The 25,502-nt window shown below is 40.7% G+C and carries 22 protein-coding genes, 1 tRNA gene and 1 other annotated feature; of the genes, 13 read left to right on the forward strand and 10 right to left on the reverse strand.

Going from position 1 to position 25,502, the window contains the following annotated elements; all coding sequences use genetic code 11:
• Nucleotides 1-15 precede the first annotated feature (15 nt).
• The 6 genes from xdhB (at nucleotide 16) to I4V44_RS18495 (ending at nucleotide 4,104) form a co-directional block, all read left to right on the forward strand.
• Entirely contained in the window at nucleotides 16-900 is an 885-nt protein-coding gene (gene xdhB / locus I4V44_RS06755) for a xanthine dehydrogenase subunit XdhB (protein WP_118330386.1), read from the forward strand.
• On the forward strand, nucleotides 897-1,397 hold the full coding sequence (gene xdhC / locus I4V44_RS06760; protein ID WP_022381429.1) for a xanthine dehydrogenase subunit XdhC: 501 nt from the start codon (nucleotides 897-899) through the stop codon (nucleotides 1,395-1,397). The genes xdhB and xdhC overlap by 4 nt, the downstream gene beginning before the upstream one ends.
• Complete coding sequence (gene yqeB, locus I4V44_RS06765) at nucleotides 1,394-2,272, forward strand: selenium-dependent molybdenum cofactor biosynthesis protein YqeB (protein ID WP_118586649.1); 879 nt, start codon at nucleotides 1,394-1,396, stop codon at nucleotides 2,270-2,272. The genes xdhC and yqeB overlap by 4 nt, the downstream gene beginning before the upstream one ends.
• Nucleotides 2,232-2,948 (forward strand): selenium cofactor biosynthesis protein YqeC, encoded by a 717-nt coding sequence (gene yqeC / locus I4V44_RS06770; RefSeq protein WP_118341896.1) that lies wholly within the window; start codon nucleotides 2,232-2,234, stop codon nucleotides 2,946-2,948. Before yqeB ends, yqeC begins: the two co-directional genes overlap by 41 nt.
• 6 nt (nucleotides 2,949-2,954) lie before the next feature.
• Nucleotides 2,955-3,641, forward strand: coding sequence for a nucleotidyltransferase family protein (locus tag I4V44_RS06775; protein WP_118586646.1), 687 nt, complete (start codon nucleotides 2,955-2,957; stop codon nucleotides 3,639-3,641).
• A 193-nt stretch (nucleotides 3,642-3,834) separates the two neighbouring features.
• Nucleotides 3,835-4,104, forward strand: a complete 270-nt coding sequence (locus I4V44_RS18495) for a DUF6783 domain-containing protein (RefSeq protein ID WP_420314886.1) — start codon at nucleotides 3,835-3,837, stop codon at nucleotides 4,102-4,104.
• On the opposite strand, the gene arcC is transcribed toward I4V44_RS18495, so the two are convergent.
• From arcC to dpaL, 4 genes are all read right to left on the reverse strand, one after another.
• Entirely contained in the window at nucleotides 4,040-4,984 is a 945-nt protein-coding gene (gene arcC, locus I4V44_RS06780) for a carbamate kinase (protein ID WP_118586643.1), read from the reverse strand. The two genes, I4V44_RS18495 and arcC, sit on opposite strands and share 65 nt — an antisense overlap.
• A gap of 201 nt (nucleotides 4,985-5,185) precedes the next feature.
• Nucleotides 5,186-6,379, reverse strand: a complete 1,194-nt coding sequence (ygeW, locus tag I4V44_RS06785; RefSeq protein WP_008703264.1) for a knotted carbamoyltransferase YgeW — start codon at nucleotides 6,377-6,379, stop codon at nucleotides 5,186-5,188.
• A 205-nt stretch (nucleotides 6,380-6,584) separates the two neighbouring features.
• The gene (locus I4V44_RS06790; protein ID WP_118586640.1) at nucleotides 6,585-7,895 is read right to left on the reverse strand and encodes a YgeY family selenium metabolism-linked hydrolase; all 1,311 of its coding nucleotides are present in this window, start codon (nucleotides 7,893-7,895) and stop codon (nucleotides 6,585-6,587) included.
• A gap of 145 nt (nucleotides 7,896-8,040) precedes the next feature.
• Nucleotides 8,041-9,270, reverse strand: coding sequence for a diaminopropionate ammonia-lyase (gene dpaL / locus I4V44_RS06795; protein ID WP_118586637.1), 1,230 nt, complete (start codon nucleotides 9,268-9,270; stop codon nucleotides 8,041-8,043).
• A gap of 258 nt (nucleotides 9,271-9,528) precedes the next feature.
• Here dpaL and I4V44_RS06800 point away from each other — a divergent pair, with 258 nt between their 5' ends.
• The 3 genes from I4V44_RS06800 (at nucleotide 9,529) to I4V44_RS06810 (ending at nucleotide 11,501) form a co-directional block, all read left to right on the forward strand.
• Complete coding sequence (locus I4V44_RS06800; protein WP_118586635.1) at nucleotides 9,529-10,770, forward strand: DUF1015 domain-containing protein; 1,242 nt, start codon at nucleotides 9,529-9,531, stop codon at nucleotides 10,768-10,770.
• A gap of 124 nt (nucleotides 10,771-10,894) precedes the next feature.
• On the forward strand, nucleotides 10,895-11,263 hold the full coding sequence (locus I4V44_RS06805; protein WP_118586632.1) for a hypothetical protein: 369 nt from the start codon (nucleotides 10,895-10,897) through the stop codon (nucleotides 11,261-11,263).
• A 164-nt stretch (nucleotides 11,264-11,427) separates the two neighbouring features.
• Nucleotides 11,428-11,501: transfer RNA gene (locus I4V44_RS06810), tRNA-Pro, on the forward strand.
• A gap of 93 nt (nucleotides 11,502-11,594) precedes the next feature.
• On the opposite strand, the gene I4V44_RS06815 is transcribed toward I4V44_RS06810, so the two are convergent.
• The 6 genes from I4V44_RS06815 to I4V44_RS06840 form a co-directional block, all read right to left on the reverse strand.
• The gene (locus I4V44_RS06815) at nucleotides 11,595-12,803 is read right to left on the reverse strand and encodes a tyrosine-type recombinase/integrase (RefSeq protein ID WP_196002520.1); all 1,209 of its coding nucleotides are present in this window, start codon (nucleotides 12,801-12,803) and stop codon (nucleotides 11,595-11,597) included.
• 75 nt (nucleotides 12,804-12,878) lie between these two features.
• The gene (locus I4V44_RS06820) at nucleotides 12,879-13,961 is read right to left on the reverse strand and encodes a radical SAM protein (protein WP_196002521.1); all 1,083 of its coding nucleotides are present in this window, start codon (nucleotides 13,959-13,961) and stop codon (nucleotides 12,879-12,881) included.
• A 10-nt stretch (nucleotides 13,962-13,971) separates the two neighbouring features.
• Nucleotides 13,972-14,160 (reverse strand): helix-turn-helix domain-containing protein, encoded by a 189-nt coding sequence (locus I4V44_RS06825; RefSeq protein ID WP_118586623.1) that lies wholly within the window; start codon nucleotides 14,158-14,160, stop codon nucleotides 13,972-13,974.
• A gap of 2 nt (nucleotides 14,161-14,162) precedes the next feature.
• Nucleotides 14,163-14,789, reverse strand: a complete 627-nt coding sequence (locus I4V44_RS06830) for a hypothetical protein (RefSeq protein ID WP_196002522.1) — start codon at nucleotides 14,787-14,789, stop codon at nucleotides 14,163-14,165.
• 294 nt (nucleotides 14,790-15,083) lie between these two features.
• Entirely contained in the window at nucleotides 15,084-15,983 is a 900-nt protein-coding gene (locus I4V44_RS06835; protein ID WP_196002523.1) for a hypothetical protein, read from the reverse strand.
• Between the two features lie 797 nt (nucleotides 15,984-16,780).
• Nucleotides 16,781-17,428, reverse strand: coding sequence for a SprT-like domain-containing protein (locus I4V44_RS06840; RefSeq protein WP_118586608.1), 648 nt, complete (start codon nucleotides 17,426-17,428; stop codon nucleotides 16,781-16,783).
• Nucleotides 17,429-17,541: 113 nt separating this feature from the next.
• Between I4V44_RS06840 and I4V44_RS06845 the strand changes: the two genes are divergently transcribed.
• The 4 genes from I4V44_RS06845 to pflB all read left to right on the forward strand — a co-directional run bounded on the left by I4V44_RS06845 (nucleotide 17,542) and on the right by pflB (nucleotide 25,492).
• Nucleotides 17,542-18,471 carry a hypothetical protein gene (locus I4V44_RS06845; RefSeq protein ID WP_118586605.1) on the forward strand — a complete coding sequence of 310 codons (930 nt, stop codon included), beginning with the start codon at nucleotides 17,542-17,544 and terminating at the stop codon, nucleotides 18,469-18,471.
• Between the two features lie 1,611 nt (nucleotides 18,472-20,082).
• Nucleotides 20,083-20,427 carry a BRO-N domain-containing protein gene (locus I4V44_RS06850; protein WP_118586603.1) on the forward strand — a complete coding sequence of 115 codons (345 nt, stop codon included), beginning with the start codon at nucleotides 20,083-20,085 and terminating at the stop codon, nucleotides 20,425-20,427.
• A gap of 390 nt (nucleotides 20,428-20,817) precedes the next feature.
• Nucleotides 20,818-21,081 (forward strand) — a binding site (T-box leader).
• A gap of 94 nt (nucleotides 21,082-21,175) precedes the next feature.
• Nucleotides 21,176-22,831: a 2-isopropylmalate synthase gene (locus tag I4V44_RS06855; protein ID WP_173682692.1), complete on the forward strand. Its 1,656-nt coding sequence runs from the start codon at nucleotides 21,176-21,178 to the stop codon at nucleotides 22,829-22,831.
• Between the two features lie 405 nt (nucleotides 22,832-23,236).
• The gene (gene pflB, locus I4V44_RS06860; RefSeq protein WP_020993932.1) at nucleotides 23,237-25,492 is read left to right on the forward strand and encodes a formate C-acetyltransferase; all 2,256 of its coding nucleotides are present in this window, start codon (nucleotides 23,237-23,239) and stop codon (nucleotides 25,490-25,492) included.
• Nucleotides 25,493-25,502: the final 10 nt, after the last annotated feature.

Genomic DNA, 25,502 nt, shown 5'->3' on the forward strand with positions numbered 1-25,502 from the left:
AGGGGAGGGGATTTTATGTACGATATTGAGAACTATTATCAGGCTGAAAGTGTAAAAGATGCTGTGAGATTACTGAATGAACATCCGGATGCCAGGATCATTTCCGGAGGAAGTGATGTGCTGATCAAAATCCGGGAGGGAAAATTTGCCGGAACTTCTCTGGTGAGCATCCATGGGATCAAAGAAATCCAGGGTGTAAAAATGGCGGATAACGGAGATATTTATATTGGTGCCGGAACTGTCTTCTCACATATAACAAATGATGCAATTATCAGGAAATATATTCCGGTTCTTGGCGAGGCTGTAGATCAGGTAGGAGGACCACAGGTACGAAATATTGGTACTATCGGTGGAAACATCTGCAACGGAGCAGTCAGTGCGGACAGTGCACCGACCGTATTTTCCCTGAACGCACTGCTGAGGCTGGAAGATGGAAAGGAAGGCCGTCTTGTACCTGTAAAAGATTTCTATCTTGGACCCGGCAGGGTGGATCTGCGGCAGGGAGAGATCCTGACCTATGTGATCATTCCTGCAAAAGAATATGAAGGGTATCATGGTCATTATATTAAGTATTCCATGCGAAATGCCATGGATATCGCAACGATCAGCTGTAGTGTGGTGAGCAAGGTAGATCAACAGGCAGGAGTGATAGAAGATGTGCGCATTACCTTTGGAGTTGCAGCTCCGGTTCCGTACCGCTGCACAAAGGCAGAAGAGGCTTTGAAGGGCATGAAGATAGAAGAAAGCCTGTATGAAAAGACAGCACAGCTGATTCGGGAGGAAATCAATCCGAGAGATTCCTGGAGAGCATCCAGGGCATTTCGTCTTCAGATCGGCGGAGAAATTGCGGCACGGGCATTGAGACGTACCGTAGAACTTGCAGGAGGTGACCGCATATGAAAAAGCAGATGCAGCTTGTACGATGTACCGTAAACGGAAGAGAAGTTGAAGAATATGTAGATGTAAGGGAGTCACTGCTTGATATGCTTCGCAACCGCCTTGGACTGACTTCTGTAAAAAAGGGCTGTGAAGTAGGAGAATGTGGTGCCTGTACAGTAATCATAGACGGAGAGACTATTGACTCCTGTATTTATCTGGCAGTCTGGGCGGAGGGTAAAAATATCCGTACACTGGAAGGTCTGGAGAAAAACGGAGAACTTACCAGGATTCAGGAGGCATTTATCGAAGAAGGTGCCATACAGTGCGGTTTCTGCACTCCCGGATTTATCATGTCTGCCACTGTTTTACTGGAACATGGAGAGAAATTATCAAGAGATGCGATCCGGAAACATATGGCAGGAAATCTCTGCCGCTGCACAGGTTATGAGAACATTGTAAATGCAGTGGAAAAAGTAATGGATGAAAACGAGACAAGAAGAGGAAAGACAGTAAGATGATAAACAGAGACACAAATGTCCAAAAATCTGACAATAAACCGGAAAATGTTGTAATAATAAGAGGTGGCGGTGATTTGGCCAGCGGTACGATTCACAGATTATACCGCTGCGGCTATCGTCTTCTGGTACTGGAATGTGAGAAGCCCACTGCGATCAGGCGTATGGTTTCTTTTTGCGAGGCTGTTTATGACGGGCAGTCTTCTGTGGAAGGAGTTCTCTGCAGAAAAGTTGACAGTATAGAGGAGTGTGAGGCAGTCTGGAAAGCAGGGGAAATTCCTCTTATGGTAGACACAGAAGGAGCTGTCCTTAAGAAATACAGACCTGCAGCACTGATAGATGCAATTCTTGCAAAAAAGAATCTTGGAACCACCAGAGAGATGGCAGGCTTAACCGTTGGCCTTGGACCGGGATTTGTGGCAGGTGAGGATGTGGATTATGTAGTGGAGACTATGAGAGGCCACAATCTTGCCAGAATCATCACAAAAGGTGCTGCTATGCCAAACACAGGAGTTCCGGGTATCATTGGAGGATTCGGAAAAGAGCGTGTGCTCCATGCTCCTGCTGCGGGGGAAATCCATTGTATCTCAAAGATTGCAGACATCGTGGAGAAGGATCAGGTTCTTGCCTGGATCGGAGATACACCTGTCAGGGCTTCTCTTACAGGAGTTTTGCGTGGCATGATCAGAGATGGATTTACAGTGCCGAAGGGGATGAAAATTGCAGATATTGATCCGCGTAAAGAACAAAAGAAAAACTGTTTCACGATTTCCGACAAAGCCCGCTGTATTGCCGGCAGTGTATTGGAAATCCTGCTTTCAGAAGGAGTGATGCCATATGAAGCACCAGGTCGATTTTCTGGAACTGCTGCAGATTGATTATGAAAAATACCCTGTGATTGCTGTAGTTGGCGGCGGCGGCAAGACCAGCCTGATCTACCGTCTTACAGATGAACTGATCGATAAGGGAAAGAGAGTGATCATTACCACGACCACCCATATGGCAGGAGAGTCTGAACTTCCGTTTGCCAGGGGCGGAGATGCAGTCAGGGTAAAAGAACTTCTGGACAAAGAAAGATATGTGATTGCTGCGGAATATGAGGAGGACACCGGTAAATATGTGTCTCTGACAGAAGAAAAACTGGAAGAACTGAGAGAATTGTGCGATGTAATGCTTGTGGAAGCGGACGGAGCAAAGCATCATCCGGTAAAGGTTCCGGAGAAATGGGAGCCTGTAATCCCAAGATGTGCGGACATTGTGATCAGTGTGATCGGGCTGGACTGTCTGGGACAGCCAATCAGTCAGAGTGCTTACCGTATGGAACGTACCTCAGAATTTCTCAGGAAAAGTCTGGAAGCTCCGATCACTGAAGAAGATATTGTAAAGATTGCAACTTCTATCTGCGGACTTTTTAAGGATGTGGAAGAAAGAGTATACAGAGTGTATCTGAACAAGTCAGATATACTCAGAGAGAAAGAACCTGCAGAGCACATTGTTGAGGAACTGGAAAGGAAGAATACAGTAGCGGCTTACGGAAGCCTTTTGGAGGAATAAATTATTTTGAAAATTGCAATGATCATGCTGGCGGCTGGAAACAGCCGCCGTTTTGGGGCAAATAAACTGTTATATGAAATAGACGGAATACCTATGTATCGACATGTGCTGGAACAACTGGATGATACAAAGAAGAAAATAGAAAATATCTATTCGGAATATTCAGATATTACAGAGGATAATAATAATGATAATAATTCAGATATTGTTCAGTTAAATAACCTGTACAGAAATAATATTACAGCAAAAATAATCTGTAATATTATTGTTATCACTCAATATGACGCCATTGCAGAAGCAGTGAAAACAAAGGAAATACAGGTTTTGTATAATCCCCATCCGGAAGATGGAATTTCTTCCTCTGTAAAAATCGGTCTGAATGCCAGCCTGGATGCAGATGCAGTGCTTTTTACTGTGTCTGATCAGCCCTGGCTTACCAGTGAGACAATCTGTGAACTGATCCATGTGTTTTTAAACACTTCCAAAGGAATCGCCTGTGTTTCCTGTCAGGGGAAAATGGGAAATCCATGTATTTTTGACAGGAAATATTACAATGAGCTGCTTTCTCTGGAAGGGGATAAAGGCGGTAAAAAAGTGATCATGAAACATCTGGATGATACGCAGATTTATGAGATAGAAGAAGGCAGGGAACTGGAAGATATTGATTATTATGAATCTATAGCAGTCCACTAGTACATCGTTTCGTAAATAACTATACCAATTGCGTAGGATGCGGATTCGAGTGTGCTGGTATAAAAACGCAGGCGTAGCGGGCTACGCTGAGGCTTTTAGACCTGTGCAATCGGATTCGCAGACAAGTGAGTGGTATAGTTATTTCGAAAACGATGTACTAGAGCGTGTCTGAAAAATGCTTTCCGCAAGATGTATGTCAAAATATACCGAAAAGTGGGGCGTGCAGATTGCAGGAATGATTTTCCAGACACTCTGGTCCACTCATCACAAAAAAAGTTCCGGGCGAGGTCACTGGAACTTTTTTTGCGCAATTATTTCGCTATATAGCAGATATCCTGAATATGTGGCAGTTATATATATCAGTATTAAACAGCTGATATATATATCTGCTGAACAGATTAAAGATGGATTTTGGTTCCGGTTTTTCCCTGGATACCGTCTTTGGCTTTCTGAAGTAAAGTGATCATGGCAGTTCTTCCTTCTTTGGAGCTTGCAAAATCAACGGCAGCCTGAACTTTCGGGAGCATGGAACCTGGGGCAAACTGTCCCTCATTAATATATTTCCTAGCGTCATCTACAGTAATGTCATCCAGCCATTCTTCGTTTTCCTTGCCGAAGTTTACAGCAACCTTCTCCACTGCTGTAAGAATGATAAGCATATCTGCATCCAGCTCTTTGGCCAGAAGACAGCTTGCATAATCCTTATCAATAACTGCTGATGCACCTTTGAGATGATGTCCGTTAAGAACAACGGGAATTCCGCCGCCACCGCAGCAGATAACGATTTTATTTGCATCCACAAGACTGTTGATCGCATCCTGTTCAACGATTTCAACAGGCTTTGGAGATGCAACTACACGACGATAACCACGCCCTGCGTCTTCTTTCATGATATGTCCATATGCCTTGGCCTGATGGTCTGCTTCCTCTTTTGTCAGGAATTTGCCGATCGGCTTGGATGGATTTTCAAAAGCAGGATCATTGGGATCTACACGAACCTGAGTGACAACAGTGACGACAGGTGTGCGGACAAATCCTCTGATTCGAAGTTCCTCTCTCAAAGCATTCTGCAGATCATATCCGATGTAAGCCTGACTCATGGCAACACAGACAGAGAGAGGAGTGTTTGGCTGATTCTCATCTTCTCTGGAGAGAGCAGACATGGCATTGTTGATCATGCCAACCTGTGGCCCGTTTCCATGTACAACAACAACCTGATGACCTTCTTCGATCAGATCGCATAATGCTTTTGCAGTAGTTTTTACAGCTACCATCTGTTCCGGGAGAGTATTTCCCAGAGCGTTCCCACCGAGCGCAATAACGATTCTTTTTCTTGTAAACATTTGTAAAAACCTCCTGATTTTAAAGGCAAAGAGGGCCGCCGCAATAAAGATTGTGTGCTTTCTGCGACAGCCCCGCCTGCTATACAATATGATGAGTGTTATTTTTCAATATATTTAAATTCTGAAACTGATTTCAAAATTAAATATCTGTTTGAAAGTAGCTGGAATATTACTGCAATCCAACTGTTAATCTGCGCCTGATTATTTCAGGATTCTTGGAGCTGCTTTGACTTCAAGTTTCTTCAGGATATCCTGTGGATTTTCAAATTTGGAAAGCATGATCATAGCAGCGATGATGTATGGTTTGAAGCTTGCTTCTTTGTATAACGGGATTCTGTAACGATCGAATACAGAAGCGTCAACCTCACCTGTTTCGCAGCTTACACCTGTAATATCAGCCGGCAGGCAGTGCAGGTAAAGAGCTTTTCCGTCTTTTGTTGTTTTCATAAGTTCTTCTGTGCAGGCCCAGTCTTTGTGCTGTGCATTCTGTGCAAGAAGTTCTTTCTCTAATTTATCGATTCCGTCGAAGTCGCCTTCTGCATAAAGGTCTGTACGTTTTTCCATAGCTGCAAATGGAGCCCAGCTCTTTGGATATACGATATCAGCATCTTTGAAAGCTTCAGCCATATCGTTTGTCTTTGTGAAGGATCCGCCGTTTTTCTCAGCATTCTTCTTGGCAATCTCTTCAACTTCCGGCATTACATCATATCCTTCCGGATGAGCAAGAACAACGTCCATGCCAAAACGTGTCATCAGACCGATAACGCCCTGCGGAACGGAGAGTGGTTTACCATAGGATGGAGAGTAAGCCCATGTCATAGCAATCTTTTTGCCTTTCAGATTCTCAACACCGCCGAATTCATGGATGATGTGCAGCATATCTGCCATACACTGTGTCGGATGGTCAACGTCGCACTGAAGGTTTACAAGAGTAGGTCTCTGCTCAAGGATACCGTCTTTGTTTCCTTCTGTAACAGCTTCCATGAATTCTTTCTGGTAAGCATGTCCTTTTCCGATGTACATATCATCACGGATACCGATCACATCAGCCATGAAAGACACCATGTTTGCTGTTTCACGAACAGTTTCACCATGAGCGATCTGAGATTTCTTTTCATCAAGATCCTGTACTTCCAGACCAAGAAGGTTACATGCGGAAGCAAAAGAGAAACGTGTACGTGTGGAGTTATCGCGGAAGATAGAGATTCCAAGACCACTCTCGAATACTTTTGTGGAGATATTGTTCTCTCTCATGAAACGGAGAGCATCAGCAACTGTGAAAACAGCTTCCAGTTCATCATCTGTTTTGTCCCATGTCCAGAAGAAATCGTTGTTGTACATTTCTTTGAAGTTTAAGCTGTTTAATTTATCAATGTAATCCTGTAATGTTTTCATAAAATCAATACCTGCTATGCTTTGATAGCTTATCCTTTCCTGATATGAAATAATTGAATCTCTGCGTTTGGCAGAACACCGGTTATCCGGCTGTATCTGTTTATCTTGTGTCCCTGCCTGTTACAGCAGGGATTCTGTCCGGACACATATTAAGCCTTTAGGATGATAGGAAATCCGTCGCCTAAAAAATTTGAAAATTTATTTATTATTTGCAGTATGCAGTTGGAAGAGCAGCGTATACAGCAGCGCATCTTACAAGGTCGATCTTCCATGTTTTTTCGTTCGGAGCATGAGCCTGTGCTTCTGCACCAGGTCCGAATCCGATACAAGGAATGCTGTTACGTCCCATGATTGTTACACCGTTAGTAGAGAATGTCCATTTGTCTGTAAGCGGACGAGCTTTTCTCATGCCTTCTGTCTCAGCATTTCCGAGACGCTCTTCGCCGTACAGTCCTTTATATGCTTCTTCCAGAGCCTGTGTTACTTTGTGATCTTTCGGGATTACCCATGTCGGGAAGTAGCACTCGATCGGATATACAAGGTCTGTATAGGACGGACGGTTGTATTCATACATGGATACTGTTACGTCGTCGCCATATTTCTGTACTGCCGGAAGAGCACGGATCTCATCCAGGCAGCTTTCCCATGTTTCGCCTGCTGTCATACGACGGTCAAGAGATACAGAGCAGGAGTCAGCTACTGCACAGCGGCTTGGGGATGTGAAGAAGATTTCGGAAGTAGTAACAGTGCCACGTCCAAGGAAACGTGCTTCTTCCCATTCAGGGTTGTATTTCTCATCAAGCATTTTTACAAGACCTTTGATCTCTGTGGTATCAGCAGCATCGTTTTCGTTTAATGCGCGGATATCCTGGAGAATATCAGCCATTTTGTAGATTGCATTGTCACCACGTTCCGGAGCGGAACCATGGCAGGAAACACCCTTTACATCTACGCGGATTTCCATACGTCCACGCTGTCCTCTGTAGATACCGCCGTCTGTTGGTTCTGTGGAAACAACGAATTCAGGACGAACACCATCTTCATGGATGATGTACTGCCAGCAGAGACCGTCACAGTCTTCTTCCTGTACAGTACCTGTCACAAGTACCTGATATTTATCGTTTAAAAGACCAAGATCTTTCATGATCTTAGCACCGTATACTGCAGAAACAATACCGCCCATCTGGTCAGATGTTCCACGTCCGCCGATTTCTTCATCAGATTCGAAACCTTCGTATGGATCAAATTCCCAGTTCTTGATATTACCGATACCGACTGTATCAATGTGAGCGTCAAAACCAATGAGAGTTTTACCTGTTCCTATGTAGCCGAGGATATTGCCCATCGGATCGATCTGAACTTTGTCGAATCCGACTTTTTCCATTTCCTCTTTGATTCTCATGATATGTCCTTTTTCTCCGCAGCTTTCGCCAGGAATGCGAACCAGATCGCGAAGGAACTTAGTCATATCATCCTTATAACCCATTGCAGCTTCGTTAATTTTTGCGTAATCCATTTTTTTACCCTCCCAATATGTATAAAATATTATGATGTTAGGGTCAAAAGGTATTTTGCCCCTAATCTGATATCATATTATTAGTTACTGGTATATCATTTTCGAGATAACCATACTACTTACCTGTCTGTGTTCACCAAAAACATCATTTGCTTAAAGATTCGTCTGTTCCGTATAATCCGTCCCATACGATCTCGCGGTAGCGAACAGGATCAGTGTCACCTTCTGTGGAAATAAGAAGTACTACGGAATTCTCATCCAGTTTCAGCGCTTCTTTTAAGTCTTTTGCATCTTCATCGTGAAGAGCAGTGAAGCAGAAACCAAGCGGAACGGAACCGGATTCACCGGAGACAACGTGTGGATCATCTCCCAGTGGATTAGCGTAGATACGTGTTGCCTTTGCGCTCATCCAGTCAGGACAGGATGCAAATACATCTACGTGATTTTTCAGGATATCCCATCCGATCGTATTTCCCTCACCGCATGCAAGACCGGCCATAATTGTCTGAAGATCACCTGTAACATTTACCAGATTTCCTGTCTTTGCAACAGCGGAGCGGTACAGGCAGTCAGCAGCACTTGCTTCACAGACAGCCATAACCGGCGGGTTATCTTTATATTTATGAGCGAAATAACCGACTACGGCACCTGCTAAAGAACCAACACCGGCCTGAACAAATACATGTGTCGGACGTTCAACACCCATTTCTTTTAACTGCTGGTCAGCCTCAAGAACCAGTGTTCCGTATCCCTGCATGATCCAGGATGGAATTTCTTCATATCCGTCCCATGCGGTATCCTGAACGATGATACCATGTTCTGTTTTGGCAGCTTCTGCTGCAGCCATTCTTACGCAGTCATCGTAGTTTACTTCTTCGATCGTAACAGTAGCACCTTCTTTGGCAATGTTATCGAAACGAGTCTTTGTTGTTCCCTTAGGCATTCTTACAACTGCTTTCTGTCCAAGGCGGTTAGCTGCCCATGCAACTCCACGTCCATGATTACCGTCTGTTGCAGTAAAGAATGTAGCCTGTCCGAATTCTTCTCTTAATTTATCAGAAGAGAGAACATTGTATGGCAGCTCGCTGATATCACGTCCAAGTTCTTTTGCGATATAGCGGCCCATTGCATAAGAACCTCCAAGTACTTTGAAAGCATTTAAGCCAAAGCGATAGGATTCATCCTTACAGAAAATATTTTTTACTCCTAAATATTTCGCAAGGGATGAAAGGTTCTGAAGAGGCGTCACACTGTACTGTGGGAAACTTCTGTGGAACTCATTTGCTTTCTTTACATTTTCTTCGGACATCAGTTCCAGGTGTTTATCATCTGATTTCGGAACCTCGTTTACAGTCCATTTTAATCCTTCTGTCATAAAATGACCTCCCTTAAAAATTATCATTTGGTTTCCTTAACTTGTGATTCTATCATACCATATATTTTAAAAATTGCAATAGAAAAATACAAAAATTTTTAGGTTTTTCAAAAAAAAATTAGGTTTCATAATTTGTACATTGATATAAGGATTTGGATATGATAAAATAATGAGTAATGTTCGTTTTATTTTTACAGGATAGACAGTAAAGTGGGTATAAAAGAGCAATACAAAAGATACAGAAGAGGAGAAAATATTATGGCAGTATTTCATGCATTCCGGGCACTTCGACCTACACCGGAAAAGGCTGCTGATGTGGCAGCACTTCCATATGATGTGGTAAACCGGGAAGAAGCAAAATCAATCGGAGATGAGAATCCCCTGTCCTTTCTTCATATTGACAGACCGGAAATGGATCTGGAACCTGAGACAGATCTGTATGATGATCGGGTTTATGAAAAAGCAAAAGAAAATCTTGACAATATGGAAGAAAAGGGAATTCTTGTTCAGGATCAGAAGGCCTGTTACTATATATATGAACTTGTAAGAAAAGGAAAGACACAGACCGGTATCGTAGGATGCAGTTCCATTGATGATTATATGAATAGTGTAGTGAAGAAACATGAGCTTACCAGAGAAGATAAGGAACAGGACAGAATCCACCATGTAGATTCCTGTAATGCAAATACCGGTCCTATTTTTCTGGCATGCAGATATCCGGATTCTCTGCTTACACTGATGAATAACTGGAAAGATCATCATGAAGCAGCATATGATTTTACAGAAGAGGATCAGATCACACACAGAGTATGGGTGATTGATGAAGATGAGGTCATTTCTGAAATAAATAAGGAATTTGCAGGGATTGATTCTCTGTACATCGCAGATGGACATCACCGCGCAGCTTCCGCTGTAAAAGTAGGTTTAAAGAGAAGAGAACAGAATCCGGGATATACAGGGGAGGAAGAGTTTAATTATTTCCTGTCTGTTGTATTTCCCTATGACCAGCTCTGCATTCTTCCTTATAACAGGATTGTAAAAGATTTGAACGGCCTGACTGTAAAGGCATTTCTGGGCGCCCTGAAGTTCAACTTTGAACTGATGCTGATGCCGGGATTTCCATGCAAGCCTGTAGAGAAGCATTGTATGGGAATGTATGTGGACGGACAGTGGTATCACCTGAAAGCATGGCCGGATATCTATGAGAAGAAGGACGTGGTCGGACAGTTGGATGTATCCATTCTTCAAGAAAAAGTCCTCAGACCAGTCATGGGAATCGAAGATCCGCGCACAGACCAGAGAATCTCCTTTGTGGGCGGAAGCCATAAGGCAGCAGAGCTGGCAGAGATTGCGGACAGAACCGGCGGTGTAGCCTTTGTCATGTACCCGACATCTATGGAAGACCTGATGAAGATTGCAGACGAGAACAAATTAATGCCTCCAAAATCCACCTGGTTTGAGCCAAAGCTTCGGAGTGGGCTGTTTATACATAAGTTATAATTTGCCGAAGATGTCTTATAAAAATATTATAATAATTTCGCTGTAGACTTTTTCTTCCTTCAATGGTACAATTGGTTCTATACAAAAGAGAACGAGACGTACTATAACGAAAGGAGGGAAGAATGTGGAAGATGCGGAATTGAGAAATATCCTTTTTTCTATACAGGGAAGCATTGCCGGTTTTCAAAATGATATGTCCGATGTAAAGAACGATATCGCAGATATGAGGACAGATATTGCAAACATGAAGACGGATATCACGAACATGAAGGCAGATATCACGAACATGAAATCAGATATTGTGCAACTCAAGGGAAGCGTAAAAACTATAGAACTTAAACTGGAAAATGAAATTGACAGAAAAATATCTGCCCTATTTGATGCACGTATGGATGAGCTTCGCTATAGAAAGGAGAATAAGGAAACTCGAGAGAAAGTTTTTGAACTGGATATGCGTGTAGACAATTTGGAAAAAGCCATCATGCCAGCGTAACTGTAACAGATGATTGTAAGGCTTGTACATAGGATAAACAGGAAGAAATTTTATAACATAAAAAAGTACATGAAATTTCTTCCTGCTAAATTTGTATAATTTTTGTAAATTTTTCAAAAAACAGTTGAAATCACAGAAATAATTTGTTATACTAACTTGCGTTACGGGGTATGGCGTAGCTTGGTAGCGCGCACGGCTGGGGGCCGTGAGGTCGCAGGTTCAAATCCTGTTGCCCCGACTAAATGCAATAAAATCAAGAGTTTCCGAGTTTGCGGAAGCTCTTTTTTTATCCTATTTTGAGTTACTTTTTGTTACATTTTTTGTTACACTTTTATTTTGCCAGCGGCAGGTTTTCATTGATTAAAGAAACAATTTCTTTCTTTTCGTCATTGCTGGTTACATCAAAAGTGTAATACTTCTGATTGACTTCTACGGAATGCCCCAGTAGTGTAGCCGCTACTGTAGGCGCTACACCTATATTTCTGATCTTAGAGTTGAAAGTCTTTCTCAGGGCATGTATGCCTCTTTCTTCAATACCTAGCTGTCTGCATTTGTTTTTTATGCAGGAAGAAATAACAGGCGCATGAACACGTCCATCTTCATTAGCAAATACCCATTCACAAATGTAGCCGTTCTGTAATTCTGCTTTTTTTACTTTATCCAGTAAATTTGAAATTTCATTACACATTGGAAACAGACGCTCTTTTTTGTTCTTTGTAGCATCAATAAAATAAGTATTTGTCTTACGATTATACTTTTCTGACTTATTTATCAAAATACCGTCCTTAGAAATAGAATCCCATGTTAAAGCTGCAATCTCGCCTACACGCATACCTGTAAGGATAGCAAGCTCAACAGCATAAGAAGGAATATACTCAGGTTGATTTTTGTAGTCCTCTTGAAGTTGCTCACATAAAAGAACCATATCTTTATCTAAGACAAGAATTTTATCCTTTGATTTTTTCTTTTCGGTACAGTATTGATAAAAGAACTTAGGACTCAGATACTGCATTGGATTTTCAGATATATAGTGATTTATCATAGCACTTTTGAACACATTGTTTGTATATCCAAAAAGAGTCTTGCAGGCACTCTTACACAAGTTCAATCTTCCAACAGTAGTCCTGATAAAAACTTTGACATTTTCCTCTGTGATTTTAGTAATGTCCATCTTAGAGAATGCTGTATCTTGATAGTATCTTTTGTAATCTGTGTCATACTTATATGTTGTATTGTCTGAAACCATCTGATCTTGGAACTTACGCCAATGACGGTACAAATCATCAAAAGTAAGAGGAGCACTGTAGTATTGAATTATTACCTTCTCTAAATCTTCCTTCCTTTTCTTTGCAATCATTTTTCCGTTAGGTAGACGGGTTTTCCAGCGGGTATCTTTTCCTTGCCCCTGCCATATAGGGTTTTTGTGCATTTTAAGACATTCATTTTTCTTCATAATCTCAACATCTTTTTGCACTTGCTCAATATTTATTATACCAGCATTAGACAAATATTGTAAGGTTTCATTAGCATTAATATTCATAAATTTTAATTTTCTCCTCAAGAAAAAAGGTAAGGACTGCTGCCAGCCCTCGCCTGTAGTTTTAAAAGTGTAGTTTTAATTTTGTGATTCTTTCTTAGGACAGGTACACCAACAAGATGTATCAATAGGTGTAGAGGAACGTGTCCTCTGTAGAAGTGTAGCTTGAATTTGACAGCAGAGATAAGATTGTTCTTCTGACATATTAGAGATATTTTCTATATCATCCGGGTACAGTGCAGGAAACTGTTCATGGACTTCTTTTCTGTATATTTCTGTGTCATTGTAGTATTCAAGGGATTGTTTGCAGATTTCATAATCGTGCGCTGTGGCTTTTTTGCCAAAATAATTTCCTGTATCAAGAGTATGTTGCGTCCATGCTTTTACTTTAACTTCTTCACAGTTCAGAGGATGTTTATAGTTCCATTGCATGATAGCAAGTAAGAGATTTCCGTCTACAGGACAGAGGATATTTTCTGGATTGTCTGCATCTTGGAATGAATGCTGAGTAGCCAGAACAAAATTTCCAGTGAGAGTCAAGTCTAGCATACACAGAACTTTTCCGTCTGCGGTTGTACAGATTTTATGATTGATAGGGTCAAGATGTTCATTTATATTGGTTAAAGTTTTAGCCCTGCCAGAGTACGTAAGTGATAATTGCTTTGCATCAGATAAATCGACTTGATGTAATCTGACATCAAACTTACATTGTTGTTTGTAGAAGTTGTATACAGTCTGTATTGAACTTTGGTTATCATGGTAGTCTGTGCTGATTCCTATATGAACCGGGTACTCCCAGTCAACACAGTTCTCAGTGATATATTTGTATGCTTTATTTAATGCTGTAACAGCTTCTTTGCTTGCTATTGTACCGTTAGTGATAACCTGTATCTGTTCCACGTAGACTTGCTTTTCTATAATCTTATCGACTATATAAGTAATCATCTCTGGATGTAACATAGGCTCGCCACCTGTCAATAATAGGAGTTCTATGTGTCTGTAGCGGTCAAATAAGGCATCTATAACCTCAGGGGCTATAACTGTACCCCTGTAGGCATCCATTGGCTCATTTGGCTCGTAGCGCATACAATGAGGGCAGTTAAGATTGCAGTCTCTTGTGATTTCTATTTCTAAGCCTGCTAAATGTAATTCATAATCCATAGAAACCTCCTTAACACTTGGTATAGTCAAGAGGAAACTCTTTGTTATCAGCAAACCACTGGCGTAGCATATCTTCTTCTACTCGGTATTCTCTGCCGATTTTGATGCTTGGAAAGCCATCTGTACGCATTAATGCCTTTGCCTGTTTCGGATTGAGTTTTAATAGTTCCTGTAATTCTGTTATTGTATAAACTGTCATAGTTATTTTTCCTTTCCTACTTTGATTTTGATATTGTCTGATTCATAAATTTCATAGTTGTCTTTGATTTCTTTAGGGGAACGAGTGAGAAGTTGATAGATGGAATAAGTAGAAGTATTATAGTATTCTGCTATTGCGTGAACATCTGGGAGATAAAACCATTTTCCTGTTGGTCTTTGCACTTGATAACTCTTTATGTGTTCTATAGCCTTGTGATGCGGCCTGTACAAATACTCTAAGTTCATAGCAAAGTTAACGTCTATCGTTGAGTTCCTGAGTACTTTTAATTTGTGATGAACTTGGAGAGGACAGTTTGGAATTTCAAAGTCTGGTTTCTGACACCAAACCTCTGCTACCAGTCTGTGAATGTAAAATTTTTTCTTCTTTCCTTTTTTACAAGGAGATACGTATAAGTAGTTGTTGGGTGCAAGCTGAGGTGTTAACAGATGCGGAACTGTTCCTGTAGTAGAAATGACGTTTCCGTATTGAGAAACAAAGACGTTGGTGTATCTTGGATATTGGTAGAATTTTTCATCAGAGAAGAGTTTCATAAACGGCTTGCCTTTAGCTGTAACTGTTCTCGCAACCTGCTTCTCCGGGAGTTTTTTAGTAGTAGGCTTCTTCATCATAGCAGATCACCTCTTATCTTGTAGCCTAAATCTTCAAGCTGTGACTGATGATAGGTTCTGGAAGCAAGAGAACAGGTCATCTTTCTGGAAGTAGGTACTACTTTGACTAGGTTGTTCTCTATCTTAGAGATTCTGTACAATGCACTACCAGTATAGATAAAATCATTCTTTTTCATAATAAGAATCATTCCTTTCTTAGTATTAGTATAGTAAGTATAATGTCTAACATATTAAGACATCAGGACGACATCTTAATCATTAGTTTTTGAAGCTATATTTATTAAAAGTGGAGGTTCAACTTTTTTCAAAAAGGTTCATTTCTGTACCCTTAAAGAACTTTTCTGATGCTCTTTTAATCTCTGCAACAGCGTACTCTACATCCCTCTTGCTGAAATACTCAATGCCGTATCTTTTCTTATGATTCTTGGCTCTGGTTTCAGGATTCTTTACTTCATCAAACCTTGACAGCAGGTCAACCATCTGGGCTTTACAGAAGATGCAGTTCTGATACTGTATAAGGAAATCAGTAAGACTTCTGAACTTCACTGGAAAAGCGTCTTTTTCTTCCTTGTATATCTTTTCCAGCTCATCATTGTATCTTTGATGCACTTTATCAAGGTTCTTTAGTGCCTTGTCCAGACGTGTGTACCAACCATGAAACTGCTTTTCAATGTCATTACTTGTCAGGCACTTGCTTCTCAGCTCCAACCTTGCATATGCCGGGTCTCTGCCGCCGCTTTCTGCTGCCTTGTCGTAGTTCTCGCACTCGAAGCGTTTATTCTTGATTGCTACAGATACTTGCTTCTGAGAGAACAGATTCCTGCTGTCGTAGCAGTTTTGAACATTATAGGTTACTGCAAGGGCAGAGATGAGGTATCTGTTAAGTTTGGCATAATCCCTGTAGTGTTCCAGGTCAAACGAATCGAATCTCATATCGAAGCGGCTAAGACTGTATGATTCTATGCCAGCACCGCCCAGAATCGTGTCAAAAGCTGTTTTAAACTCATCGTAGGAGAATAAGTCACCTACTAGCTTGTTGGCGTTTATTTTGCTGTAGGATAAGTTTTCTCTGCTGGACAGAGTGTCAAAACAGGGGGCTATACTTTCATCTATGTCTGTTACTGGCAGACTGACAAGTGACAGCGTGTGAATGCTCCCTGTGAGTTGATAGTTGTTTCTTTTGTTTACATTCATTTTTGTATCTTCCTTTCATTTTTTTGTGAGAGATACTATCTCTCTTTCATAATATGCAGAATCTAATAAATCGCGGAATCGCTCTCTACAACAGCATTTGCGGAAACTGAACTTTTTTTGTGCGATCCACAAACACCCTCAAACACCCTCAAATACACATTCCCTTTCATAGATACAGAATTTAATAAATCGTGGAAACGCAGTTATACAGGCTTGTTTGCAGAGATATTGGTTTGATTTGATAGCGTCATTTTATCCTGAAATACTCTCCCTTTCATATATACTCAACCAACGAAATCTCGCAAACGCGCTTGTAGAGCGCATTTGCGGAGACTGAGGTCTATTTTGATAGCGTTACATTTTCACTGAAGCCCCCTCTCTTTGATAAATAGAGGATTTAACGAATCGTGAGAAATAGCTATATAGTTGCGTTTCCGGGAAGTAAATTTTTTTAAAAACTATTACATGAGAAATAGATTGAGTTGTCGTCGCAGTAGAAAGACTGTATATAAAGAAATTTATATAAGTTTAATACATCTAACTTTTTTGAAGACGGAACCGAGAATCTGGAAACGTAGAGTATAAAAGAAAAAATGAATTTAGAGTAGAAAAGCATAGAAATATAATATAGTTTTATCGACTTATTTTTGGACTCGGTATCGAAGCAGATCAGCATACACAGTTTTTCCAGATTTATAAACTCTCTCAGGGCATAAGTATCCCCGTTCTGATTCATCCATTTTGCTAAATCTGACAGACTGAAAAATAATATAAGAATAACTGCTGTTAAAAACATACTACCGTACCTCCTCAAACTGAACATTGCAATCCATACAGAGTACCCTTAATGTTTTTGTAGCTCTGAAAGAGTTTCCGCAACAGGGGCAAATGTATTTTCTTGTGCTGCTGGGCTTCTTTGGTCTTGCAACAGGAGTTGAACCTGAGCCAGCTTTGCCGCCAGAGATTCCTATGCTGTAAGCTGTCTGCCTGACAATCTGTATATCTTCCAACTGATTTATAATGCAGAAGTCTAATGTCTTTTCTGTAGGCTCTGTGATTGTCCAGCCATAAGTTTCGTGCCTGCTGATCTGTAAACCTCTTTCTTCAGCTAACGCTTTAAATCTCTTGTTATGGTAGATGCCCCTGTTAGAAGTGTCTTTAATGTTGTTCTGTAATGCGCACAAGTGACAACCTTCATGTATCAGTGTAGCAACTATATTTTCAATTGGTCTGTTGAGATAATCAGCAGATAGATTAAGTTCGTGTGTTGCTATTGTATCATTGTGCCATACTTTGTTGACTGATACATGACCGTAAGCACCTACAGTACTCTGTATAGTTATTGTTGGTACTTCCAGTTCATTGTTAAAGTATTCTTCATTGATAAGTTTGAATACTTTGTTTAAGTACTGTGCCGTTCTCTGATAGTTTGTAAGTTTCTTCATATGAGTACCCTCTTTCTTTAATAGAAGAAATTTTTGATGTACCTAAAGAAAAAATTGACGGAAGATCACAAGGAAATCACTCGTTCTTTACAAAGGATATTGCAGATAATATATTGCGTGCTGTATGTTCGCAGCTAGAAGATTGCACAAATACAAGAACTAAATGGATAAAGATTGTAGGGCTAGCTAACGAAAACTACGGTGCTCGTAAAGATATTTCTGAATTAAGCAGTTGTGATGTACTAAAACCGACACTTGATGATTTCTATTATTACGGTGCTGGTGCAGCTGTAAAAATTTATCTGAGAAGTGCGCTGAATTATCTTGGAAAAAACAACTTAGCATCAGTGTCAGTAAAATATATAGGTGTTTCCAGATTTAATGAACAGGAACTTGATGAATTACTTACGAAGTATGAAGAAGAGTGTAGAAAAGTGGTTCCGCTTACAATCGAAGAAGAAGTGAAGTTGTATAAAGAAGGTGGAGAATCCGCTGTTATTAAACTAAAAGAAAAATATTTTATGACCTTTGAAGAATATCTCTCACGTCAACCGTATGATGAAGAAAGCACTGATCTTACGATTAGTCATTACAGTGAAGAAGAATACTCTAAGCTAATGAGAGAACTGGCAGAAGAATTTAATTATAATCTTAAAACAGTTAAAGGAAGAGAAGAAGCATATAAAGCATTACTGCGTCGTAAAAGTTTGAGAAGATTGTATTCATCTATTACAGTTGTGCCAAATTTAGATAATGTATCAGCATCTTATTGTCAGATAACTAAAAAGGAATATGCAGAGTATCGGAATGTATTAAAAAATAAGAGAATTTATGAATATTTAAGCTCTGCGACAGAGAAGAGATATGCTCAATCTTATGAGAAATGGCAGCAGGATATTCAACAGGAGTTATCACATATGCAAATGAAAATAGGTCGTCCACAGCCGCATATGACGAAAGCATACAGAGACGGTCATTTACTGGCAGAAACAGTTGGCTTACCAAATAGAATGAAAGCTGTAGATGCTTTGATAAAACTTTAAAAAATTGTCGGTTTAATTATCTTATAAAAGAGAATTATATTGTATATAAGATATATAAACCGACAAATTTTTATAGCCAATTAATCTGTAAGATATGAAAAGAAAAAGGGGGGAGGACAGGGGAACTGCTCCGCTTTAATGTTCAATTCGGTACATTATGCCTTTGGCATAACGACACTCATTGAAATTAAAGCTCCGCAGGGGTTTCGATAAACGCCATTTACAATTGATACTTGTCGTTGCTTCCAGCAACTCCGGCGTATAATCGTAAATGATCGTTCATCTCAACATTGGAAGGAAAGAAATTACAAAAATAGTGTGCTTGAGAAATATTAAGCTGTAATTTGATGATGGATTCTGTGATGATATACTCGAATAAACCCAGTATTATTTTATAAACTTTTAAGAACTGTTTGTGCTTCCAGAATAATAAGAGATATGATATACTTACAGTGTTGTCCAACCGATACCCGGCAACGGGAGGAGGTGAGTTCCTTGTCAGAAATTATTATTTCTTTTCTTGTCTCCTGCGCGGCTGGTATAGCTTGCCACTATATCATCAAATGGTTAGACGGCGACAAGTAGGGCAACACTAGCCTAGCAGTTTCTTATCTGCTCTAAAAAATAAGAGAAGCCCTCGGTACTGGGAATACCGGGGGCTTCATTTTTGTCCTTGCCAGACAAATTATTATTTCTTTGCCTACTGGCATTATAGCATATGCAGATCATGAAATCAATATGCAAGTGATTCCGAAACAAATAAAAAAGAGTAAACTATCCCCTTGGCTTATGCCTTGTTTTCAAAAAATGGCTCAGTTGATAGGTTTATTGTCCCTAGTAGGTATACATCCTTGGCTATTGCTAGTTTTGCGATGCTTAACATTGTCGGATATACTAACGACATCTCAAAAACGAGTGTAGGGATGTTTCCTTGCTAGAGATATATTTTATGAAGATATGTTCTCATATATTTAGGAACCTGTCAACGGAAAATTTCTACCTATCAGGTTGCAATAGAGCGAAAGGCGAAGCCTGAGGTCTGAACACATGAAAGTTTTTTCAGCGCTACTTTCTACACTCGGCGGTTAAGCGCCTCGCCTAAAGCAGCTGCTTCTGAAAAAATTTTGCGTTCAGACGTTGATTGTTTTTGTTGGTGAAAAGTTTTCCATCGAACATAATATAATTAATATGTTTTTATTTAATTACTATATCTCAAGTAGAAAAAAATGGTTTTCTTGAAAAAGGACTGAGCGAAGCGAAGAACTTTTGAAACCGTTATCTACGTTAAAAAAGAAAGGAATGATTACAATAGCAAAGCAGAAAAAACCTACTATATAAAGGTATAAAGGTGATGTTACAGGCGAAATAGTAGGTCTGATTGAGTATACAGCCAGAGGATTTATTTTTCTGGCATGGCTGGGAAAGTGTTCCTCTGGAAACAAAGATTGATTTCTGAGAGATATACTCGAATAAAGCCAGCAGTATTTTACAAAGTTGATTCTATCCCTCTCGCCCGGCGGGTGAATGTAATAAGCATTCTTCCTTTGTGACGAATGAGGGTGTGTCACAAATGAACATGGGACAAGACAAAAATATAGATGAGGGTCTAAAATGTCCCTCCATCTCCCAGAAGCATCTACGCCAACAGAAGCCCCAACAGTATTCACTCACTCACAATTCGGTGAGTTGAGAACTGTTGAAATCTCAGGGGAACCATGGTTTGTAGGAAAAGATGTGGCTACTGCGTTGGGGTATTTAGATACTTTTGGGGCTTTGAAAAAGCACGTAGATGCAGCAGATAAGCAAAACTGCCAAAACGACAGTTTTGATACGCCAAGAGGAATGACAATAATCAACGAATCCGGGCTATACGCCCTCATCCTCAGTAGTAAGCTCCCATCAGCAAAAGAGTTCAAGCACTGGGTTACCACCAACCATCAGAAAGAGATCAGTTAATTCATCTGGCGAAGGAAAGCAAAATTTTGTCAGTCCTTGACAGTTATTCAATGCTAATACATAAATATTTTCTTAAATACGTATGTATTAATGTAGTTTTAAAATACGAAAAAAACCTTGACAGAATATCAGTTTTAGTGTTAATATCTGTTTTAAGCAAGTGCAAAAATCCTTTCTATAAATTTTGTTACATTTTTTGTTACACTTTATTCTAAGGTTTCATAAATGCAATAATAAGTTCATTTGCTCAATCGTTAAGGGGCCGTGAGGTCGCAGGTTCAAATCCTGTTGCCCCGACTGACATATGGTTAAATCGTTTGTAGTATATTTACAATGAATGATTCAGACGTATGTTCATTTCATTTCAAAAAAGCCAAATAAAGTTATAAGTAAAATGCAATGATAAGGAATAGTACACCCGGACCGGAGCACAGAGAACTGCTGGTTGCTGAGAAGCAGTGGAAGGAAATTGTGGAACTCGCCTTTGAGCAGCTGCCTGAAATTATACAAGAGTAGGTGCAGACGGTTTCCACCGTTATATGGAGAGGATATAAGAATACCGGATATCCGGAGATTCCGTATCCCATGAGTGTATGACATTGTTCATAAATAAGAGTGGTACCGCGTAAGATGATAATATCTTTCGTCTCTTGCAGATAAGTCTGTGGAGATGGAAGATTTTTTTATGTCTTTTTACAGTCAATCCCCACAGTCCAAACATAATATTTACATAACGGAGGAAGAAAAAATGATGAATCCAAGCAAATATCAGAGACAGTATTTTATGCCGCCTGTTAAATGCATGAAATGGGCAGAAAAAGAATATGTGGACAAAGCACCTATCTGGTGTTCTGTAGACCTTCGTGACGGTAATCAGGCACTGGTGATTCCGATGAGTCTGGAACAGAAAATTGAATTCTTTAAACTTCTTGTAAAAATCGGTTTTAAAGAAATTGAAGTAGGTTTCCCGGCTGCTTCTGAAACAGAATATGAATTTCTGCGTACCCTGATCGAGCAGAATCTGATCCCACAGGATGTAACTATTCAGGTTCTGACTCAGGCCAGAGAGCATATCATCCGCAAAACTTTTGAAGCTGTCAAAGGCGCACCGAAGGCAATTGTACATGTGTACAATTCCACCTCTGTAGCTCAGAGAGAACAGGTATTTAAGAAATCCAAAGAAGAAATCTTAAAGATTGCAGTGGATGGTGCCGCATTATTAAAGAAACTGGCTGATGAAACAGAAGGAAATTTCCAGTTTGAGTACAGCCCTGAAAGCTTTACAGGCACAGAACCGGAATACGCTCTGGAAGTATGCAATGCAGTTCTTGATGTATGGCAGCCTACAGCAGATAACAAATGCATCATCAATCTGCCTGTAACTGTACAGCATTCCATGCCGCATGTATATGCAAGCCAGGTAGAATATATGTGTGAAAATCTGAAATACCGCGAGAATGTAATCGTATCTCTCCATCCGCACAATGACAGAGGATGCGGTGTTGCAGATTCTGAAATGGGATTACTTGCAGGTGCAGACAGAATCGAGGGTACTCTGTTTGGAAACGGTGAGCGTACCGGAAATGTAGATATTGTTACACTTGGTATGAATATGTATTCTCAGGGTGTAGATCCAAAACTTGACTTCTCTGATATGCCGCATATCTGTGAAATATATGAAGAATGTACCGGAATGAAAGTAGGCGAAAGAAGTCCGTACAGTGGTGCACTTGTATTTGCCGCATTTTCCGGCTCTCATCAGGATGCAATTGCCAAGGGTATGCACTGGAGAGATGACAAGGACCCGGATCACTGGAATGTTCCGTATCTTCCGATCGATCCGACAGATGTGGGAAGAAATTATGACGCAGATGTTATCCGCATCAACAGCCAGTCCGGCAAAGGCGGCGTAGGATATATTCTTGAGACCAAATTCGGTCTTAACCTTCCTCCGAAAATGCGTGAGGCAATGGGATATGCCACAAAAGCTGTTTCAGACCACAAACATAAAGAACTTCATCCTGACGAAATTTTCAATCTGTTTAAACAGACCTTTGAGAATATCACAGAACCGTACAGTATCAATGAAGTACATTTCCAGCAGAAAGATGGTGGTATTGTAACAAAAGTTACCTCTACTTTCCGCGGAAAGACAATCACTACAGAGGCATCCGGTAACGGACGTCTTGATGCAGTCAGCAATGCACTGAAGAAGGCATATGAGCTGAAATATTCCCTGGAAACATATCAGGAGCATGCGCTGGAGCGCAGTTCAAGTTCCAAAGCTATTGCTTATGTCGGTATCAAAAAGCCGGATGGAACCCTTGCCTGGGGTGCAGGCGTAGACGCGGATATCATTCGCGCATCTATTGATGCACTTGTAACAGCAATCAATAACCGTTAGATTGTTCCGACACGCCCGATTTTTTCCTGCTGTATTTTGGCTTCTGCAGGTCAGGCTAATATCCGCTTGGCAGGGAATAATATAGTTTACATAAAATATCAAGAATCAGATACCGGTCAGATTGTCCAGAGGACTTCCTGACCGGTATCTTTTTGTATTTATAAAAATACAAAAAAGTCTTAATGTACGCGATAAAGTACAATAAAGAAGCAAACTCCGGCGAAAAGCTATCAGAATTGTATTTAATTAAAATCATAAGGGAAATTAATTGACATAACACTCAGGTTTACGTATACTGACAGCGTGGACAGAAAAGTGTCCTAAATAAGTACAATTTACATTTTATTATCTCACTCCAGACTAGTGAGAGATGCGCGGAAATATTTTAGAGAAAGAGGTAAAAGAATGAAAAATTTCGAACAGTGGAATGGCTTTAAGGGCAACCGTTGGAAAGAAAAAATCGATGTACGTAACTTTATTGGAATGAACTATACACCATATGACGGTGATGCTTCTTTCCTGGAAGGACCTACAGAAGCTACAAACAAACTGTGGGGCAAGCTCCAGGCACTTCAGAAAGAAGAACGTGCCAAAGGCGGAGTTCTTGATATGGAGACAGAGGTAGTTACATCTCTGACAGCATATGGTCCCGGATATATTGATGAAGAAACAAAAGACCTTGAAAAAGTTGTTGGTCTTCAGACAGATAAACCTCTGAAACGTGCTTTCATGCCATACGGCGGTATCAAAATGGCAGAGCAGGCTTGTGAAACTTACGGATATAAAGTAAGTGACAAGATCAAAGATGTTTTCCACAACTATGAATTTAAAACTCACAACCAGGGTGTATTTGATATCTACACACCTGAGATGAAAGTAGCACGTCACAACAAGATCCTTACAGGTCTTCCGGATACTTACGGACGTGGACGTATCGTTGGCGACTACAGACGTGTGGCTCTGTACGGAATTGACGCTCTGATCGAAGGAAAACAGAAAGACTTCGCAGCATGCGACCGTCAGGGTATGAGACGTTATGACTTCCAGCTTCGTGAAGAGATCGCTGATCAGATCCGTGCTCTGAAAGGCATGAAAGTTATGGCTGAATCTTATGGATATGATATCTCCAAACCGGCCAAAGATGCAAGAGAAGCTTTCCAGTGGCTGTACTTCGGATATCTTGCAGCCATCAAAACTCAGAACGGTGCTGCAATGAGTGTCGGACGTATTTCCACATTCCTTGATATTTATATTGAAAGAGATCTTCAGAACGGAACTCTTACAGAGAAAGAAGCTCAGGAGCTTGTTGACCACATGGTAATGAAATTCCGTATGGTTAAATTTGCACGTATCCCTTCTTACAATCAGTTATTCTCCGGTGACCCGGTATGGGCAACTCTGGAAGTAGCAGGTATGGGTCAGGACGGACGTTCCATGGTAACAAAGAACGACTATCGTTTCCTGCACACACTGGAAGATATGGGACCGGCTCCGGAACCAAACCTTACAGTACTTTATTCTTCAAGACTGCCTGAGAACTTCAAGAAATATGCTGCAAATATTTCTGTTACAACAAGTTCTGTTCAGTATGAGAATGATGATGTTATGCGTCCGGTATGGGGAGATGACTACAGCATCTGCTGCTGTGTATCTGCTACAGAGACAGGTAAAGAGATGCAGTTCTTCGGCGCTCGTGCAAACCTTGCAAAATGCCTTCTTTACGCGATCAACGGCGGTGTTGATGAGAAGACAAAACAGCAGGTAGGACCGAACTATCAGCCGATCACTTCTGAATATCTTGACTATGATGAAGTAATCGCAAAATATGACAAAATGATGGACTGGCTGGCTCATCTGTATGTCGGAACACTGAACATGATCCACTACATGCATGACAAATACTACTATGAAGCAGCAGAGATGGCTCTGATCGATACAAAGGTTGAGCGTTCTTTCGCAACAGGTATCGCAGGATTCTCTCATGTAGTAGACTCCCTGTCCGCTATTAAATATGCAAAAGTTAAAGCTATCCGCGATGAAGACGGCATTACAACAGATTTCCAGGTTGAGGGTGACTTCCCACGTTATGGTAATGATGATGACAGAGCAGACGAAATCGCAACGACTCTTCTGTCTACATTCCTTGAAAAACTGAAACACATCCATACTTACCGTGATTCCAAGCCAACCACATCCATCCTTACTATTACTTCCAACGTTGTTTATGGTAAGGCTACAGGATCTCTTCCAGATGGAAGAAAAGCAGGTGAACCTCTTGCACCTGGTGCAAATCCATCTTACGGTGCAGAGCAGAACGGTCTTCTTGCTTCCCTGAACTCTGTTGCCAAGCTTGACTATGAAGATGCTCTCGACGGTATCTCAAATACTCAGACAATCAATCCTGATGCTCTGGGACACAGCGATGACGAGCGTTCAGAGAATCTGGTACATGTACTTGACGGATACTTTGATCAGGGTGCTCATCACCTCAATGTAAACGTATTTGGTAAAGAGAAACTGATCGACGCTATGGAACATCCGGAAAAAGAAGAATATGCAAACTTCACAATCCGTGTATCCGGATATGCTGTTAAGTTCATCGACCTTACAAGAGAGCAGCAGTTAGACGTTATTGCCAGAACCTGCCACGACAGAATGTAATTAATGGATG

This window comes from Blautia sp. 1001283B150304_161114_C9 (assembly GCF_015668165.1).
Classification (GTDB): Bacteria; Bacillota; Clostridia; order Lachnospirales; family Lachnospiraceae; genus Blautia_A; species Blautia_A wexlerae.

What these genes read in the sequence shown, in the direction of transcription:
- xdhB (WP_118330386.1), top strand. Translation starts at nt 16, where the DNA reads ATGTACGATATTGAGAACTATTATCAGGCTGAAAGTGTAAAAGATGCT.
- xdhC (WP_022381429.1), top strand. Translation starts at nt 897, where the DNA reads ATGAAAAAGCAGATGCAGCTTGTACGATGTACCGTAAACGGAAGAGAA.
- yqeB (WP_118586649.1), top strand. Translation starts at nt 1,394, where the DNA reads ATGATAAACAGAGACACAAATGTCCAAAAATCTGACAATAAACCGGAA.
- yqeC (WP_118341896.1), top strand. Translation starts at nt 2,232, where the DNA reads ATGAAGCACCAGGTCGATTTTCTGGAACTGCTGCAGATTGATTATGAA.
- I4V44_RS18495 (WP_420314886.1), top strand. Translation starts at nt 3,835, where the DNA reads ATGTCAAAATATACCGAAAAGTGGGGCGTGCAGATTGCAGGAATGATT.
- arcC (WP_118586643.1), bottom strand. Translation starts at nt 4,984, where the DNA reads ATGTTTACAAGAAAAAGAATCGTTATTGCGCTCGGTGGGAACGCTCTG.
- ygeW (WP_008703264.1), bottom strand. Translation starts at nt 6,379, where the DNA reads ATGAAAACATTACAGGATTACATTGATAAATTAAACAGCTTAAACTTC.
- I4V44_RS06790 (WP_118586640.1), bottom strand. Translation starts at nt 7,895, where the DNA reads ATGGATTACGCAAAAATTAACGAAGCTGCAATGGGTTATAAGGATGAT.
- dpaL (WP_118586637.1), bottom strand. Translation starts at nt 9,270, where the DNA reads ATGACAGAAGGATTAAAATGGACTGTAAACGAGGTTCCGAAATCAGAT.
- I4V44_RS06800 (WP_118586635.1), top strand. Translation starts at nt 9,529, where the DNA reads ATGGCAGTATTTCATGCATTCCGGGCACTTCGACCTACACCGGAAAAG.
- I4V44_RS06815 (WP_196002520.1), bottom strand. Translation starts at nt 12,803, where the DNA reads ATGAATATTAATGCTAATGAAACCTTACAATATTTGTCTAATGCTGGT.
- I4V44_RS06820 (WP_196002521.1), bottom strand. Translation starts at nt 13,961, where the DNA reads ATGGATTATGAATTACATTTAGCAGGCTTAGAAATAGAAATCACAAGA.
- I4V44_RS06825 (WP_118586623.1), bottom strand. Translation starts at nt 14,160, where the DNA reads ATGACAGTTTATACAATAACAGAATTACAGGAACTATTAAAACTCAAT.
- I4V44_RS06830 (WP_196002522.1), bottom strand. Translation starts at nt 14,789, where the DNA reads ATGATGAAGAAGCCTACTACTAAAAAACTCCCGGAGAAGCAGGTTGCG.
- I4V44_RS06835 (WP_196002523.1), bottom strand. Translation starts at nt 15,983, where the DNA reads ATGAATGTAAACAAAAGAAACAACTATCAACTCACAGGGAGCATTCAC.
- I4V44_RS06840 (WP_118586608.1), bottom strand. Translation starts at nt 17,428, where the DNA reads ATGAAGAAACTTACAAACTATCAGAGAACGGCACAGTACTTAAACAAA.
- I4V44_RS06850 (WP_118586603.1), top strand. Translation starts at nt 20,083, where the DNA reads ATGTCCCTCCATCTCCCAGAAGCATCTACGCCAACAGAAGCCCCAACA.
- I4V44_RS06855 (WP_173682692.1), top strand. Translation starts at nt 21,176, where the DNA reads ATGATGAATCCAAGCAAATATCAGAGACAGTATTTTATGCCGCCTGTT.
- pflB (WP_020993932.1), top strand. Translation starts at nt 23,237, where the DNA reads ATGAAAAATTTCGAACAGTGGAATGGCTTTAAGGGCAACCGTTGGAAA.